We start from the raw sequence: 15,311 nt of genomic DNA on the forward strand, positions 1-15,311 counted from the left end.
CGACAAAGCTAAGACACCAGACGCCAAATTTAAGAGCTCAATCCAGCCGCTGCAATGCTGCCAGCACCTGATCCACATGTCCGGCAGGTTTCACCTTTTCCAGCACCTCCTTGATCAGACCATCCGTGCCGATCACAAAGGTGCTTCTTTCAGTCCCCATGTACTTCCTGCCGTAGAGGCTCTTCTCCACCCACACGCCGTAAGCATTCACGATTTCATGCTGCTCGTCGCTGACGATCGGAAACGGCAGTTCGTGCTTCTTGATGAACCTCTCATGAGACTTAATGCTGTCGGGGCTCACCCCCAGCAGGTGGACCAGCTTCTTGAGCCGCCCCCAGGAATCCCGCACATCACAGGCCTGCGTCGTGCACCCAGGAGTGTTGTCCTTGGGGTAAAAGTACAGCACCACCGGCTTGTCCCTCAACTGGCTGAGTGTGATCACCTCGCCAGAAGCATGGCCTCCGCCTACGATAGGCGCGGTGAAGTCAGGTGCAGGGGTGCCAGGGAGAGGTTTGCTCATGCGCACTTCCTACATCCTCCAGGCCACCCGTGCCGTAAAGATTTGCAACCCAAGGTTACCGGGGTTAAGGAAGCGATCCCCTGTGACTGTCGCCAATCAAATCACCCTGGCTAGAATCCTCCTCATCCCCGTGTTCGTGGGGTTTGCGGTGTACTATTCTGACAGCGTGAAGGCAGGCCACCCCAACGAGTCTCTGCGCTATTGGGCGATGGCCGTTTTTGCCGCAGCAGCCCTCAGCGATGGCATCGATGGGTGGGTGGCGCGTCGGTTCAACCAACGAAGCAAACTGGGCGTCATCCTTGATCCTCTGGCGGACAAGCTGCTGCTCATGACGACCATCATCACGCTCAGCTTCACGGCCTGGCCGGCGAAGCTGCCGCTCTGGTTCGTCATCCTCTATCTCACTCGCGAGGTGCTCAGCATCGCGGGAGCTTTTGTTATCAAACATGTGGCTGGCTCAGTCCACATCCAGCCTCATTGGACGGGCAAGTCCGCTACCGTCGGCGAAATCGTCGTCGTCAGCGTGGCCATGCTCAATCTCACCCCCCTCGTGCTGCCTGCTTCCATCGTCGCCGGCGTCTTCATCTTCAGTTCCGGCATGGTCTATCTGGCTGTGGCGGTGCGTCAAATTCAAGCTTCCGGTCATGGAAATCCAGAATCCTAAAATGGTCGCCATCGTCGGCCGCCCCAATGTGGGGAAGTCCGCCCTGTTCAACCGCCTCGCAGGCAAAAACATCGCCATCGTTCATGATCGCCCCGGGGTGACTCGTGACCGCCTGGTCGCCTCCTGCCGCAGAGCCGTGGTGCCGTTTGACATCATGGATACAGGCGGCATCGGAGCCACCATCGAGGACGAGTTCGCCGCCCAGGTTCAGGCCGAGGCCAACCTCGCGATGGAAGAAGCGGACCTCATCCTCTTCGTCGTGGACGGCGTGGATGGCGTCACCCCCATCGATCTTGAGTTGTCCCGCACGCTTCGGAAGAGCCCCAAGCCCATCATCTTGGTGGTCAACAAGGCGGATTCTGACAAGCGCCGCGCCCATGGTGCGGAGTTTGCCAAGCTGGGCTTCAACCACCTCGTGGACGTCAGCGCCGTGCACGGTCTGCGCATTGACGAGCTCATGGCCCTCATCACCAGCGAGCTGGGGTTGAAGGGGGCAGACGGCAGCACGGAGCGGGTCAAGCCTGCCAAGCGTCCGTCCCGGAGCAGAGGCAAGGACAAAGACAAGGGCAAGAAAGCCACCGAGGAAGACTCCGGGGAGGAAACTGGCGATGAGGGCGAGGAAGAGGCAGCCGCCACCCGTCCGCAGAAGCCCCTTCGCATCGCCATCGTCGGGAAACCGAATGCCGGAAAATCTTCATTGGTGAATGCCATCTTGGGCGAGCAGCGCACCATCGTCAGTGAAATTGCCGGCACCACCCGGGATGCCATCGACATTCCCTGCACCGTTGCAGGAAAGAACTACACCCTGGTGGACACAGCGGGACTTCGCCGCAAGGCAAAGATCCAGGACGCCGTGGAATCCTTCAGCGCCATGCAGGCCACGAAGACGATCCGCCGCGCGGATCTCTGCCTGCTCATGGTGGATTGTGCGGAAGGCATCAGCATGCAGGACCGCAAGATTGCGAGCCTCATCGTGGAGTATCAAAAGCCCTGCATCATTCTCCTCAACAAGTTCGACCTCTACCATCCCTCAGGGAAGATGAAGGATCGCTCAGAAGAGTTGCTGGAGAATGCCGGGCGCGAATTCTTCTTCCTGCGCCACGCTCCGATGATCCCGGTTTCTGCCAAGGAGAAGCAGTTCCTCGACAAGGTGTTCAAGGCCATTGAACGTGTGCACCACGGAGCCAAGAATCCTCCCGGCACCGGCGTGCTCAACCGCATGCTGCAGAAGGCCATCGCGAACTCCCCTGCCGCCGTCGGCCGCTCCGGCAGTTCCTTCAATCTCCTCTACGCCACCTTCAAGAAAGAAGACGAACCGTCCCCCATTCCGGTGCCGAACATCGTCCTTTTTGCCAACCGGGCGGACAAGCTCCAGGAAAGCTACCTGCGCCACCTGGAGAGCACCATCCGCGAGGCTTGGCCCGCTGAAGGTCTCCCCTTCCAGTGGACCATCAGGGGGAAAGAGAAGAAGGCCGACATGAAGTCGAAGAAGAAGCGCAAGTGATGCCGCGCCGGCCTTGGCCGGAACGCTCCATCCCACGTCAGCCTCTGTATCGACGTTTCGCGATGCGGAAGGCGACGGTGTGTTCGTCTTGAAGACTCCTAGGGTGCTGGCGTCGATGACCCCGCTTCAGTGACCGCCGTCGCTGGGCGTCCCGCAGGCACATGCTCGCACTGGGCCAGCAGCACACGCTGCAACGGCCCAGTCTTGCCCCCGGCCAGCGTGGGCTCGTGAATGAAATAGAACTGCCAGGCCACCACCTGGCTCAGTCCGCCATGATCCTCATTCCAATGTCGTACCATCCAGTCCCCATACGCCGGACGGAACTCATGGTACCGTTGTAGCCAGAGATTCATCAGGTACTTTTGCCAGCGGGCATCCTTGAAGGTGGAGCTCAACCGGGGCGGTTTGCCCCAGTCTGTCGGAGCACCCGCGCGCAGCAGATCCACCTCGCTGCCGTCAGAAAGTCCCGCCCGGAGGACGAACCACCCGTCCTCCCGGGTCGGAAAAGGGGCGAACATGCTCCAGTGCTGATCCAGACGGAGCGCAAACGCCGCCCCGTTCAGGGATCGCGGAAAGAACTTCTCCCAACGTGGAAAATCGGTCCCCCGCAGATTCCAGAGAAAGACGTACATCAGGCAGGCTGCAGCGAACATCCCCACCACGGGATGGGTCCGCAGACCTGGCGTTCGCGGCGCCTCGGCGGAGCGCCGGTCCACCACCCCAAGGCGGTCCCACCACGCTCCCGGCAGGAGCCCAAGCCAGGCAGTGATCATCAGCCAGGGGAAGGCCCCAATGTTCATGCACAGTCCGATGCCCAGATGAAACAGGATGAAAACTCCACAGAGCAACCCTCGCAGCACTGGCCACCGCCCTGTCAGGAGCAGAAGAAACGGCCCCAACAGTTCCAGCCAAACCGTGCCCCTCGTCAGCCACCGGCACAGTTCCGCGTGCTCCCGGAGCCACACTCCCACCGGCAGAGCAAACAGGTCCAGATGCAAGGCGGTTTGCAGGGCCGTACCTTCCACGAACCACGCCCCTCGGTCCTTCATCATCGCAGAGAAAACATAAACAAACGCCACCTGCAGCACCCAGCACACTGCTGGAAACGAGATCCATCGTACGGGCAAAGCTTCCCTCCCCTGTCGCAGCTCCCGGCGAGCATCGCAGGACCACCATGCCCCCAGGGGAAGAAACAGGCTCCAGAAAAGCAGCAACCGCATTACCGCATCCGCGCCATTGGTCACCAGCGGATTGCGCGACTCTAATGAGCACGCCAGCACCCAACAGAGCAAATTCATCCACCGTGTGCGCCATCCCAGCACCAAGCCCACTCCCGTAAGCAGTTGCACGGTCAGGAGCAGCTTCGCAAAAGTCACGCCGCCGCTCAAAGCGTGAAGAGACCACTGGGCGGTATTCTCCCAGAGACGTTCCTTCAACACCTTGCTCGTCAGCACACCCGCATCGGAATAGAAGGCTTCCACGTTGGTGAACGCGATGCCGACATCCACCAGGATCAGCAACCCCAGTCCGATGCGAAACAGTGCCAGAGATCTTAGATCCAGAGAAAACGCCTCCCCCAGCCTCTTGCCGAACTTCCGCAGGAATCCCAACCATCTCCACCTTCCAACACCCCCCTCATCGGTCTCAACCGGTTCAGAAACTGGGGCGGCGGAATTCTGCATCCGCTAATATTCTACATGTCTTATGGAAACTCCACCCGCAATTCCCGTGCTTGAATGCGCGTTCTTCAAAACCCCGACGAACGTTTCTTGATCCCCCGCCCGTATTTCGACTAGCCTCAAAGACTCTCCCACTCATGACCCGGTTTGTACGCAGTTATTTCCACACGGAGCGGGATGCCGTGCGTGCGTCGCTCTATACCACCGTCCGGGCCGGGCACCTGACCGCCGACAAGACCCACCACATCGAGCGGGAGACCCTGGCCGGACACGAGCTGGTGTACTGTCTGCGAGGTTCCGGCACCGTGCGGGTGGCCGGCCGCGTTCACCGGGTCAAGGCCAGAGGCCTCTACTGGGTGTCCTGCTGGCATCCTCACCAGTATCAGGCCGATCCTACTCATCCTTGGGAGCTCTACTGGGTCCGCATCGAAGGGCCGGGGCTGGATGCCCTGGCCTCTCTGCTCCGGATTCGGGAGACGCCAGTCTTCCCCCTGCTGGACGATACCGCCGCAAAGGCATGCTTCATGGAGGCCTTTAACATCCTGGAGTCCCCCAGCCCCAATGCGCCCGCCTCCATGCACGTGGCCATCGCCCAGTTGTTGTCGCTGCTTTATGAGAACCGTTTCAAGGACGGTGGCCAGGACGCGGAGCCAGTCCCCAGCACACTGGAGCGCCCGCTCATCCGTATGCGCCAGCACTATGCGGATGCCCTGCGCCTCTCAGACCTCGCCCACCTGGCAGGCATGAGCGTGAGCCACTTCATCCGCACCTTCAAGCGCACCATGGGCACCAGTCCCATCGACTGGCTGCGTCGGGAAAGGATGAACCAGGCCAAACATCGACTCATCGATACGGACGAGCCCATCAAGGAAATCGCCCGGCAGTGCGGCTACCGGGATCCCTACTTTTTCAGCAAAGACTTCAAGAAGCTCACCGGGCTGCCGCCCACAGACTACCGCGTGCAAGAGCGCGGCCGCGCGCACGAGACCTCGTAGAACCCCTCTTACCGGAACAGGGCCAGAGCCATGGCGATCAGGAGCACCAAGGCGGTGAGCCACCACAGGGGTTTCAGCCCGCCAAAGTTCCACTTGGGGCGTTGACCGAACTCCCGGTGCATGAACTCGTCATAATCAAACTCAGCATCGGGCAGATCCAGACCATCGTAGTCGCTCGCAGCCAGATTCCATCCCGTGCTGTGATCAGCTCCGCATCCCCTGCAGGCAGCTGCCTCTGGCGGAACATCCTCCCCGCACACCGGGCACACGTCAGGCGTGCGCGGACGGCTGTTGTGGTATCGCTTCTTCACAGACAATCCCAACGTGGCATAACGCCCTCTGGATTCAACCTGTCACGACCAGCCGCGGATCCTCTTTCCCGGCCAGACCGCGTTGCAGCTTCGCCAGTGGCTCCTCGATTTTTCCTGAGTAACCTGCGAGGGCCTGGGTCAGACGGTCCTGCCAGCGAAGATGCATCTGGTTGAAGACCGTGCATCCCCACAGGAAAACGTCGCGCCCTTTGCGCCTGGCCCGGACTCGTTCGGATTCGATCAGCGGTCCCACCAGTTGGTTGGGATCCGCTCCATAGTTGCCATGGAGAGCGAGCAGTAACTGTCCCAGCAGAAGAAAGGGAGCATCATCGGCACACCAGCGCGCCGTCACCACCCGGGTGTGCATTTCCTCGTACACCTCTCCCAGCAGGCTCAAAAGCTTCTGGTCTCCCAGTTCCCATGCGTCATCGAGCAGGCTGATGGCGAGATAGTTCGGCGGCAGGTTGTCATCCGGCCCCTTGTTCCCGGAGCACATCGCTGCCCCTACCGCATTGGTGAAGGTGCGGAAACGGCGAAACCGATCCGGACTGGCCTCCTGATCCGCCTCACCCCATTGAGTCAACCCAATGGTCTCTGTGATGTTGAAGCTGTATACCTCCGGCACCTCACCGGCGTGATAAATAGCGGTGAACTGGTGAATGTACCCCGTCCCGCCTTGCTCTTCTGGGCAGAATTCAAAGATGTCCTGCGGCGTCACATGACTCAAGGCATCTTGAAAAAGCTGCTGACTGGCGGGGTTCATGATGAATGCATGTCCATTTCGAGCGGGCTGTGACAGTCGGACCAGCCATTAATTTTGCAACCAGTTCGGCAAAATTGGATCGATTCCGCCACTCCATAAGATTCAAGCGTCCCAGACCACCTCCGCTTTGTCCGAAAAGAACACCCCAAAGAAATTTCCCACGCGCAGCCAGCCATCGCGCCTTACGCCATCAGCATCAACAATGGCAATCCGGAAGACGTACTGCCCCCGAAGAAATGTCAGGATAAAAGGCCCGGTGTCGAAAAAGCGAACCTCCGACTGGATCGGCTGCTTGCCAGTCTCCTTCAACCATTCACGCATGATCTGTTTGGCACGCAGAATCTGCGCGCCTGTCCCGCCGGCTATCAGAGCCACCACGAGAGCCATTTGCAGGAGCCCGACGACCATGCGCCACAAGAACCACAACGTTCATCCTCATGCAAAGGCGGCTTCAGCAAACGGGGCCCGGCAATGTCAATCGCACCTCACTCTTGTTTCACCAGCTTCAACGCACTTGCCTCCACCCTCAGCTGCCTGGCTCTTGGCATGTTCCATCCTTTGGGCACATCATGATAGCCGATCCACAAGTCTCCGTCGGAGGGACCTTCGATGACATAGGGGTAAGTCACACTCTTGCCCCGGACCAGCGGCACCGGGCGGGACCAGCTCTTTCCATCGTCGGCGGAGAGTGCCAACTGCAGCTCCCTTCTCGCCTTGGCCCGATGGTTCCACACTAGCGCCACTCGCCCGTCCCTCAATCGAGTGAGGCTGGCGGGTGCGGAGGCGGCATCGATGGTTGTAGGCGCAGGCACCGTCCAGTTGAGCCCGCCGTCTGAGGAGTGAGCCTCCCAGAAGACCTTGCGGGTGGTGCGAATCAGCATCCAGATCCGGCCGTCCTTCAACGCCAGCACCGCTGGCTCCAGCGCCCCTTCGTGATCGCCCGCTCCACCGATGTCCAATGGAGCGCCCAGATCCCAGGTGGATCCGCCATCTGCGGAAATGGCAACGCGGCTGACCAGACGCCCCGGATTGTTCACGTAGTGGGAAAACGGCACCACCAGTTTTCCATCCGCCGTTTCAATCGCCCCATTGGTGGCCCCGCTGTAGCCGGTGAAGATCCTCTGGGGCGCTGACCACGTGACGCCCTGGTCCTCGCTGCGCGTCGTCCAGATGTCACTGGAAGTGTCCGGGGTGGGATTGACGCCGTGCCACGCCCACTTCTTGAATCCCAGGTAGAAGACATGAATGGTGCCGTTCTTGGAGACCAGCACAGAAGGGTGTGAGGGCTGACAGTCCGGATGGCGGGCCACTTCCTGCTCAGGCTCCCACGTCTTCCCGCCATCAAGCGTGCGCCGCGCGGCAATCCACACCGTACCGGGTTTGCTGTAGTAGCTGGAGGGGGTGGAATACACCGCCATCATGGTGGTTCGATCCTTCAACAACGCCAACCCACTCCCCAGGACAGTATCGTGCGGAGAATCGAGCGTGATATCCTTGGCGGCAGGATGGATGATCGCCGTAGCCCCACTCGTCTGCCAGGCTGGGGCAGCCGTGATGGGCAGCTTCCTCTCCTCCGCCACTTTCAGCAAAGCTGCCTTGAGCTGATTGCCCACCACACGGTGTCCTTCATCGTTGGGATGCATGCCGTCCGCGAGCAGTTGATCCACACTGCCTTTCATCTCAGCGGCTCGGGCGGACATCGCCGGCGGCACATCCACCAGCGGGACGTTCTCTTCCGCCGCGATGAGCCGCACCTTTTCCGCATAGGGATTCAGCGTGACATTGAAACCGTCGGGCTGATCCGGCAGATATGGTGCCCGTCCGTACATTTCCTTGAGATTGGCCGTCCAGCGCAGGGGATTGGGAGTCATCAAGACCACCGCCGTCTTTCTGGCCTTGAGCGTCTGCACAAAGTACCTCAGGTTCGCCTCATAAGCTTCCAGCGTCACTCGGGGCCCCGTCGCCGCGGGTTGTTTCCAGACATCCACAGCCGAGTCATTGATGCCAAACTGGATGATCACCACCTCAGGATGCTTCGCCAGCACCTCCCCCTCAAACCTCTGCCTCGCCATCGTGGTGGTGTTGCCTGGAACCCCGGCATTGATCACCTGCACCTGCCGCAACTCCTCCTGCAAAATGAGGGGATAAATTGCGATCGCACCACGCGGCGCGGTGGTGGAATCCCCAAAAGCCACAATGGTGACAGGCCTCCCCTGCTCTTGCCCCTCCGCAGGGAAAGCCCACGACATCAACAAGGCCCCAAGCCCGGCACACAGCCACCCATGGAATCGCAAAACTCGCATGCCTTCACTACGACCCCTACTCGGGTGACTTGCAGGAATGTCCTGGTCACAATCCCTGACCAGACGCTTTGCCCTCTTTCACCTCCAGGTGGCAACGTCGTCCCAGCCAGGCTACGAGCCACACAAAAGCCAGCGCACCCGCTGCGATGCCCAGACAGTACAGCGCCACCACAGAATAGCCTCCTACCACCCGGGGATTGAGGAACGGGTAGGGGTACCAGTGTGCCCAAGTGCCGCGCAGCAGCGACCAACCCGCATAGATCAGGGGATACACGGCCCACCGGGTGGCACAATGAACAAAGGTCATTTCTTTGCTGCGCGGAGGATCTACCAGCCAGTCCACCACCAAGACCAGAGGCATCAAGCGGTGCAGCACGGTGTCCACCCAGGGAATGGTCGTCTGCAACGCCACCTGATACCCCGCGAGCAGCAGGCCATAGACAACCCCGGTGATGCTCATGTAGAGCACCGCTGCACCACGAATGTGATGCCATGCGTCAGAACCCCCGCCAGATCGTGCGCCTCCCAACAAGACGGTAGCAGCAAAGAGATTGCTCTGGATGGTGAAAAAGCTGAAGAAGTTGACCACGGGAAACTGGGTGACCGTGTAACTTTCATAGAACTGCACCGCGATCGCAGACAGTGCCAGCAGGGCAAACGCGGCGCGTGCCCAACGCAGGGTCAGAGAGGCACCTTGCCCTGACCGCGTCATGGAGCCCCCCTTTCATCCGCCACCGCGAGCCGCCCTGCGTGAAGGGAGGCGTCTGAGGGATTGAACATCGCAAAATAAGGGGAATCGATCCAACCCCGCGTCGGATGCAGCAGCCAGGATCGGGCCTCCCCTTCCCTCTCAAAACCCACGGATTCCAGTAATCTCACGCAGCGATGGTTGAGGCTGTCACACATGGCATTGATCTTGAAAACGCCCAGTTCCTCAAACAGAATCGCGGTGACCGCCGCAACGGCCTCCCTTCCAAATCCTTTCCCCGCATGGGGATGGTGAATCACCACTCCCAGGTTCACGCTGTAGTAAGGCAGCACATAGCCAACCGGCACCAGCCCTACCACCTTGCCGGTTTCTCTCAAGACCACCTTGAAGACCAGACTCCGGGACTTTTTGAATCCCGAAGGAAACCTTCCCGCTCGAATCCTCCGACGAGTCTCCCGGGCCGTGTGGGGACCGGAGATCTCGAACTTGTAGTTTTCCGGATCCTTGTCGATCTCATGTACCTGACGCCAGTCACGGCGCACCGCCAGATCAATCTCCAGTCGCTCAGTGGAGCGGGCCAATGTCGGCACATGCACAGGTTTTCCAGACTCACGTGGCACGACCACAAAGACACCACACCCACCGCACACCATGAGCCTCCCCACCCAATGCTGCTCCACCTCGAAGGTGGCACGGCATCGGCAATGGAAGGCGTGAAGGGGCTGAGTCATGAAGCAGCTGTAGCGGTGTGGCCACTCGGGGAACCGTCAGAGTCATCCGGCGATCACCATCACCATCTCCCGAGTATGTTCGGAGAGCCCCTCCCACTCCTCTGCGTCGATGAGTTTCCCCGCATGCATCAACGCCAGTTGCAATAGAGCGGTGGACCTCCGGGGATTGTCAAAGATCCGCGCCATCTCGTTCTGAGAATCGCGCGCAAATTCGAACACATCCAGCAAACGCTCCTGCGGAGTCTTGCGTTCGGATACGGCAAGCCTCTGCAAAGCATCCAGTTTGCTTTGAGAAAAGCGCTGAAGAGCCGCCTGATGAATCAGCCTGAACTTCTTCCAATCCGCTTCTGGTATGTCTCTAAACATGGTGGCCAAAGATTTGCCCCATGCTATCCGAAACTCCTCTGCAAGCAACCCGCACCCCGCGTTCCCGTCTATTCCATCGCATCCCAGATCACCTTCGTGTCAGTGAACTGGCGGAAACGCTGCACCCGGCCTCCAATGAGATCGTAAATGTGTGCGGCCGGTGAATTGAACGTCTTGCCCGTCAATCGGTGCCGTCCGCGATAACGGCCGATCACGACGATGGAGTTGCCGGCATCAAGGTATCTTTCCACCTCATACTTCCAGTCCTCCCAGGTGTCGTCAAACGTGCGGAACACTCCATCCACTACCGCCTGCGGCCCATGCCACGTGGCCCCTCGCGGAAACCCCTCGTTCTGGATCCACTCCAGGTCCGGTGCACAAATGGCAATGAAGGCATCATAGTCCTTCTCGCGAAACGCCTTGTACAGGTCATGCACAATCTGAAGATTGGTTTTCACGCCAACGAGATACGTTTTCCAGCGCCCGTCTGGCGCACCAGTGCCGCAATTCAACGCGGCTTGTGAAGACTGCGGGCAATTCTCAAGGCCTCGTCATCTGGCGGAGTGACCACCGGAAATCCCGCCTCATCAAACGGCAGACGAGAAGTCGCCTCATAAAACTCTGCGTCCGTCAGGGGCTTGAAGTGCTCTCGAAAACCGGCAACAGGATCATCCAGACAGACCCAATACCCAGTGCCATCATAGTCACGCACGATCCGCCCTTTCAACATGCGCTCGTAGACTGCGGAATAGGACTCCTCAATCGCATAGTCCTTTCCGCCGAAGGACCCTGTGCTTCAGAATTTCCTCGACATAGTCTTTCGCAATCAAGAAGCGTCGCCCCTTGATCCTGGCCACCATCGTGAACCCGAGCATTTCACTGAAAAGCTCCACTACCTTTGGGGAAAAAGCGCCTCGATCTGCGAGGTAAGCACAGGTGAGTTCTTTGTCCGAGACGAAGTAATCTCCCATCGGCCCCATCCAAGGTTCAGGATGGTCGCAAAACCCAAGGTGATGCAGCAGAAGTGTGAGATAGCGGTGCATACAAGGCATCGTGGCCGTGAGATCAATCAGGGCTCACATTGCTGCCCCCTCAGCCACCACCTTGATGTGGTCGAGCACCCGGTGGTGAATCTGATGAATGATCGCGTCAGAGATGTTCCCCCAATACCACTGCGGTGCCATCTCGTGGCGATACCACGTTGTGCCTTCCAGGATCACTTTCCCATCCTCTTCGATGAGCCGAAACTGCCCACGCTCAGATCTCAAATGACCATGCAGATGGGCAGCATCCACATGCTCATAGGGGGAGAACTCATCCATGGGTGCCGGGCTCGATGTTACATCAAACGCCAGTAGATGCGGAGCTTCCCATCGGGTAATGGGTTCCACAAAGTCCCCTGTCGAAAAGGTACAGTAACGGATGGCTCCCACCCCGGCACCGTCAATCCTGGCTTCGATCGGACAGGCGATACCCGCCTTGAAAATCCAGGCTGGCTCGGAGGTAATCTTGGGGAAAGCAACCACGACATCCCAGACTCGCGCAATTGGCGCATCAATCTCGACCCTGGTGATCACTTGACGCAGAGGCGGGGAAAATGGCGTACTTCCCTCAAAGGCCACCAAACCTGGAAACATGACTACCGCGAGAAGGGGCACAAGAGTTGTGCCCCCTTTTGAAAAGGAAGCCCCCACTGCATTACCAATCAAAGCTCCGATGACATTGGCGATCATGGCCAGAGGCAGCGCCATCAACAAGCAAATCAGACCGTCCATTGCCACCAGCAGGATCATCAGCCCCAACGCCAGCTGTGAAACAATGGCAGTCCAGTAGGCTCTGCCGAACGTGACATCCCGGCGGTACGAGGTGCAGAATGCCGACAAAAATGAAACCAGAATCGGCACCCCTATGAAGAGGACGAGGGCATACCGCTCGAATGCACTGATCCCATACACTGCGATCCCAAAGCCCACGAGCGCGGGCGCTAGAATGGCGAACCAAGGATTACGAATGGCTGCTGTCATAGATGGTCCCTCAATCCTCCCATCTGGAACCCCGGACTACAACCTATGCCATGGAAAAACGCAAAGTACGATGAATCAGGAATGCGGTGTCTGCGCGCCGATCATCCCGACAAAAGCATCCGCATCCCGACGCAGGGTCACGCCTGGGCCTGGGACGTCGGGCTGCGAAGGACGTGAAGCGGCCACCCGGTTCCTGAAGGCGTGAAGCGGCGCGCGAATGCGAATCTGAGCCACCACATAGCCTTCTGAAGGCCCAATCGAGAACTCTGTCCGGCCCTCTCCTGGATAGAGGAGCTCCATGCGCCGGTGGAGATTGCTCAAACCCACGCCGCTGGCAGGGCTGACATTGACACGCTCATCCGCGACTTTCCAGACGCTGTTGCTCGTCACGCGGATGATCAACTCCCGCTCCATCGCCAGAAAATCTGGCACTTCACTGTCGAAGATCATCCCGGCCACTTCTTGCAGGTCCGGGGTAACTTCTTGCTCGTGGCGTTCACCATGCACAGGATGCATCCGGAGTTCCTCCAGCACCGCTTCGTCCCCAGATCCCTGACGATGGTCCACCTGAATCCAGAGATACAGAGGATGATTGCCTGGAGCCCGATGTTTGATGGCATTTTCCACCAGCGGCATCATGAAGACTCCTGGCACCGGGATGTGCCGGCTGGACGCGTTGTCCACATCGACCTTGAAGATGAGATCATCCCCAAAGCGTGCCCGCTCCACCTTCAGGTATTCACCAATGGCATCCAGTTCATCACCCAGTGGCACCAGCGGTTTGTCACGGTTGGCAAGACAGAAGCGCAAATAGTCCGATAACCCCCGCACCACGGGAATCACCCTGGTGTTGCCATGAGACAGGATGGTGATGGCATTCAGAGCGTTGAAAATAAAATGGGGCTCCAGGTGCGCACGCAGCATGAGGAGCTCCGACTCCCTCTGGCGTGCCGCCGTGAGCGCGAGGCGCTTCTCATTCCTCTTCGCGCGGAGGAAAGAACGAAGAATGAAGAACAGAAGCCCCCAGAAGAAAAAGAGGATGAGATGCAGGGAGAAGGAAGCAGCGACAAAAACCGGCGCGCTCACATTGCCTCGGCCGACCTGCATCATGTGAAACAGCCACTCTGCCGCCACCCCGTCCAACGCGGCGGCTAATGTGGCCAACCCCACGAGCAAGGGCGCCAGCTGAATAGGCTTCAACTTCTGGGCAAAGGGTCTGTGAAAAACCCACCGCAAGCCCAGGCAGAGAACAAATGCGATCAGGTCGCGGCTCAGAAAGAAAAGCATGTCCGGCACGACGGTCCCCCAAGCACCGCCCTCAGGCTTGGTGATCAGCACCCGGGCGGGGAACATGGTCAGAAAGAACAGCAGCCACCCTCCGCAATGGAACTTCCAAAACAAGGGTAGCCGTTGGAGAAACTGGAACACGTGCGGGGTAATAGAGGCCGAAGAGGAGGGATCCAAAACTGTACCGAACCCCACAATCGCCAACCCCGGGCACCTGTTCTGGTTGCTATCTGCTACAGATAAGAAGAACCCTTGGCAATTATTTTTACTAACACAATTAAGTTCTGTGATAGTTCGCCCCATTTGCGATTCTGCCCGGGCGAGGTATGACATAGGCCTTCCCTCCCATGTCCTTGATTCACCGGCTTTACCCACTGCTCCGTCCCCTGCTCTTTCAACTCGACGCTGAAACCGCCCACGAGTGGACGGTGAAGCTGCTCAAAATGGGGCATGCGCTGGGAATGCTGGAAGGTGCAGACTCCGACGCTGGTCCGGCCCGGCCTCCTATCAAGGTCCTCGGCCTCGAGTTTCCCAATGTCGTGGGTCTGGCCGCCGGCATGGACAAGTCCGCCGCGGCGGTGGATGCCTGGGGAGCCTTGGGATTTGGCTTCGTCGAGGTCGGCACGCTTACCCCGCGTCCTCAGCCCGGGAATCCCACCCCCCGCTTGTTCCGCCTGATTGAGAAGGAAGCGATCATCAACCGCATGGGCTTCAACAACCCCGGCATTCAGGCCGCTGTCGCCCGTCTGGAAAGGCGCCAGGGCACCGGAATCGTAGGCGTGAACATCGGCAAGAACTTCGACACCCCCAACGAAAATGCCGTGGACGACTACGTCACCTGCCTGCGGGCCGCTTATCCCGTGGCTGATTACATTGCCGTCAACATTTCCTCCCCCAACACCAAAGGCTTGCGCGATCTGCAGGCCGAGGAACCGATCCGCCGACTGGTCGGAACTTTGAAGGAGGAGCAGCAGCGTCTGGCTGCCCGCCATGGTGACAAGAAACCGCTGCTGGTGAAGATCGCCCCCGATCTGGACTCCACCCAGATTGACAGCCTGGCGCGTGTCTTCACAGAGCAGCAACTGGATGGCGTGATCGCCACCAATACCACCATTTCCCGCGAAGCCGTCGCGGGCCATCGCCTGGCGGATGAAACCGGCGGGTTGAGTGGAGCGCCTCTCACCACCCGGTCCACGGAGGTCATCTCCGCCCTGCGGGCCGCCCTTCCCGCGTCTATGCCCATCATCGGCGTGGGCGGCATCCTGACCGCAGACCACGCTCAGGCGAAGCTGGATGCAGGCGCCGCCCTCGTCCAGGTGTACACCGGCCTCGTTTACCGGGGCCCGGCGCTGGTTCGCGATATCGCCAAACTGGCCGTCCCGGGCAAAAATTGAGGGAATAAAGCTCCAACGAGCAGCTCCCATCTTCGTTCCTAGAAGTGTGAACCTGTCACCG

Annotated in this window: 18 protein-coding genes; 4 read left to right on the plus strand and 14 right to left on the minus strand. The window is 59.3% G+C overall.

Annotated features, from left to right (window positions below; translation table 11 throughout):
* Window positions 1-37: 37 nt before the first annotated feature.
* Window positions 38-520, minus strand: a complete 483-nt coding sequence (gene bcp / locus BV106_RS29495) for a thioredoxin-dependent thiol peroxidase (protein WP_038170981.1) — start codon at window positions 518-520, stop codon at window positions 38-40.
* An 82-nt stretch (window positions 521-602) separates the two neighbouring features.
* On the opposite strand from bcp, the gene BV106_RS29500 reads away from it, so the two are divergent.
* On the plus strand, window positions 603-1,184 hold the full coding sequence (locus BV106_RS29500; RefSeq protein ID WP_265596196.1) for a CDP-alcohol phosphatidyltransferase family protein: 582 nt from the start codon (window positions 603-605) through the stop codon (window positions 1,182-1,184).
* On the plus strand, window positions 1,165-2,688 hold the full coding sequence (der, locus tag BV106_RS29505; protein WP_265596197.1) for a ribosome biogenesis GTPase Der: 1,524 nt from the start codon (window positions 1,165-1,167) through the stop codon (window positions 2,686-2,688). Before BV106_RS29500 ends, der begins: the two co-directional genes overlap by 20 nt.
* 98 nt (window positions 2,689-2,786) lie before the next feature.
* On the opposite strand, the gene BV106_RS29510 is transcribed toward der, so the two are convergent.
* Complete coding sequence (locus BV106_RS29510) at window positions 2,787-4,370, minus strand: HTTM domain-containing protein (RefSeq protein ID WP_038170846.1); 1,584 nt, start codon at window positions 4,368-4,370, stop codon at window positions 2,787-2,789.
* A 134-nt stretch (window positions 4,371-4,504) separates the two neighbouring features.
* On the opposite strand from BV106_RS29510, the gene BV106_RS36435 reads away from it, so the two are divergent.
* On the plus strand, window positions 4,505-5,362 hold the full coding sequence (locus tag BV106_RS36435) for an AraC family transcriptional regulator (protein ID WP_051946472.1): 858 nt from the start codon (window positions 4,505-4,507) through the stop codon (window positions 5,360-5,362).
* 8 nt (window positions 5,363-5,370) lie between these two features.
* Here the strand turns inward: BV106_RS36435 and BV106_RS29520 are convergent, their stop codons facing one another.
* The 12 genes from BV106_RS29520 to BV106_RS36445 form a co-directional block, all read right to left on the minus strand.
* The gene (locus BV106_RS29520) at window positions 5,371-5,673 is read right to left on the minus strand and encodes a hypothetical protein (RefSeq protein ID WP_265596198.1); all 303 of its coding nucleotides are present in this window, start codon (window positions 5,671-5,673) and stop codon (window positions 5,371-5,373) included.
* Window positions 5,674-5,707: 34 nt separating this feature from the next.
* Entirely contained in the window at window positions 5,708-6,436 is a 729-nt protein-coding gene (locus tag BV106_RS29525) for a hypothetical protein (protein ID WP_038170849.1), read from the minus strand.
* Between the two features lie 102 nt (window positions 6,437-6,538).
* Window positions 6,539-6,853 carry a hypothetical protein gene (locus tag BV106_RS29530; RefSeq protein WP_265596199.1) on the minus strand — a complete coding sequence of 105 codons (315 nt, stop codon included), beginning with the start codon at window positions 6,851-6,853 and terminating at the stop codon, window positions 6,539-6,541.
* A gap of 68 nt (window positions 6,854-6,921) precedes the next feature.
* A complete protein-coding gene (locus tag BV106_RS29535; RefSeq protein WP_038170852.1) occupies window positions 6,922-8,685 on the minus strand; it encodes an exo-alpha-sialidase in 1,764 nt (587 codons plus the stop codon).
* A gap of 100 nt (window positions 8,686-8,785) precedes the next feature.
* Window positions 8,786-9,451: a Pr6Pr family membrane protein gene (locus tag BV106_RS29540; RefSeq protein WP_051946473.1), complete on the minus strand. Its 666-nt coding sequence runs from the start codon at window positions 9,449-9,451 to the stop codon at window positions 8,786-8,788.
* A complete protein-coding gene (locus tag BV106_RS36440) occupies window positions 9,448-10,179 on the minus strand; it encodes a GNAT family N-acetyltransferase (protein WP_051946474.1) in 732 nt (243 codons plus the stop codon). Before BV106_RS36440 ends, BV106_RS29540 begins: the two co-directional genes overlap by 4 nt.
* 42 nt (window positions 10,180-10,221) lie before the next feature.
* Window positions 10,222-10,554, minus strand: a complete 333-nt coding sequence (locus BV106_RS29550; RefSeq protein ID WP_038170854.1) for a hypothetical protein — start codon at window positions 10,552-10,554, stop codon at window positions 10,222-10,224.
* A 59-nt stretch (window positions 10,555-10,613) separates the two neighbouring features.
* Window positions 10,614-11,003, minus strand: coding sequence for a nuclear transport factor 2 family protein (locus BV106_RS29555; RefSeq protein ID WP_038170988.1), 390 nt, complete (start codon window positions 11,001-11,003; stop codon window positions 10,614-10,616).
* A 50-nt stretch (window positions 11,004-11,053) separates the two neighbouring features.
* Window positions 11,054-11,275, minus strand: coding sequence for a hypothetical protein (locus BV106_RS29560; RefSeq protein ID WP_038170856.1), 222 nt, complete (start codon window positions 11,273-11,275; stop codon window positions 11,054-11,056).
* 28 nt (window positions 11,276-11,303) lie between these two features.
* Window positions 11,304-11,588, minus strand: coding sequence for a hypothetical protein (locus BV106_RS29565; RefSeq protein ID WP_265596200.1), 285 nt, complete (start codon window positions 11,586-11,588; stop codon window positions 11,304-11,306).
* 33 nt (window positions 11,589-11,621) lie between these two features.
* Window positions 11,622-12,569: a hypothetical protein gene (locus BV106_RS29570; RefSeq protein ID WP_051946475.1), complete on the minus strand. Its 948-nt coding sequence runs from the start codon at window positions 12,567-12,569 to the stop codon at window positions 11,622-11,624.
* A 75-nt stretch (window positions 12,570-12,644) separates the two neighbouring features.
* A complete protein-coding gene (locus BV106_RS36445) occupies window positions 12,645-13,922 on the minus strand; it encodes a histidine kinase (RefSeq protein ID WP_265596201.1) in 1,278 nt (425 codons plus the stop codon).
* Window positions 13,923-14,203: 281 nt separating this feature from the next.
* Between BV106_RS36445 and BV106_RS29580 the strand changes: the two genes are divergently transcribed.
* A complete protein-coding gene (locus BV106_RS29580; protein WP_038170859.1) occupies window positions 14,204-15,250 on the plus strand; it encodes a quinone-dependent dihydroorotate dehydrogenase in 1,047 nt (348 codons plus the stop codon).
* Window positions 15,251-15,311: the final 61 nt, after the last annotated feature.

Origin of the sequence: Verrucomicrobium sp. BvORR106, from assembly GCF_000739655.1 — a bacterium.
Lineage (GTDB): Bacteria > Verrucomicrobiota > Verrucomicrobiia > Verrucomicrobiales > Verrucomicrobiaceae > Verrucomicrobium.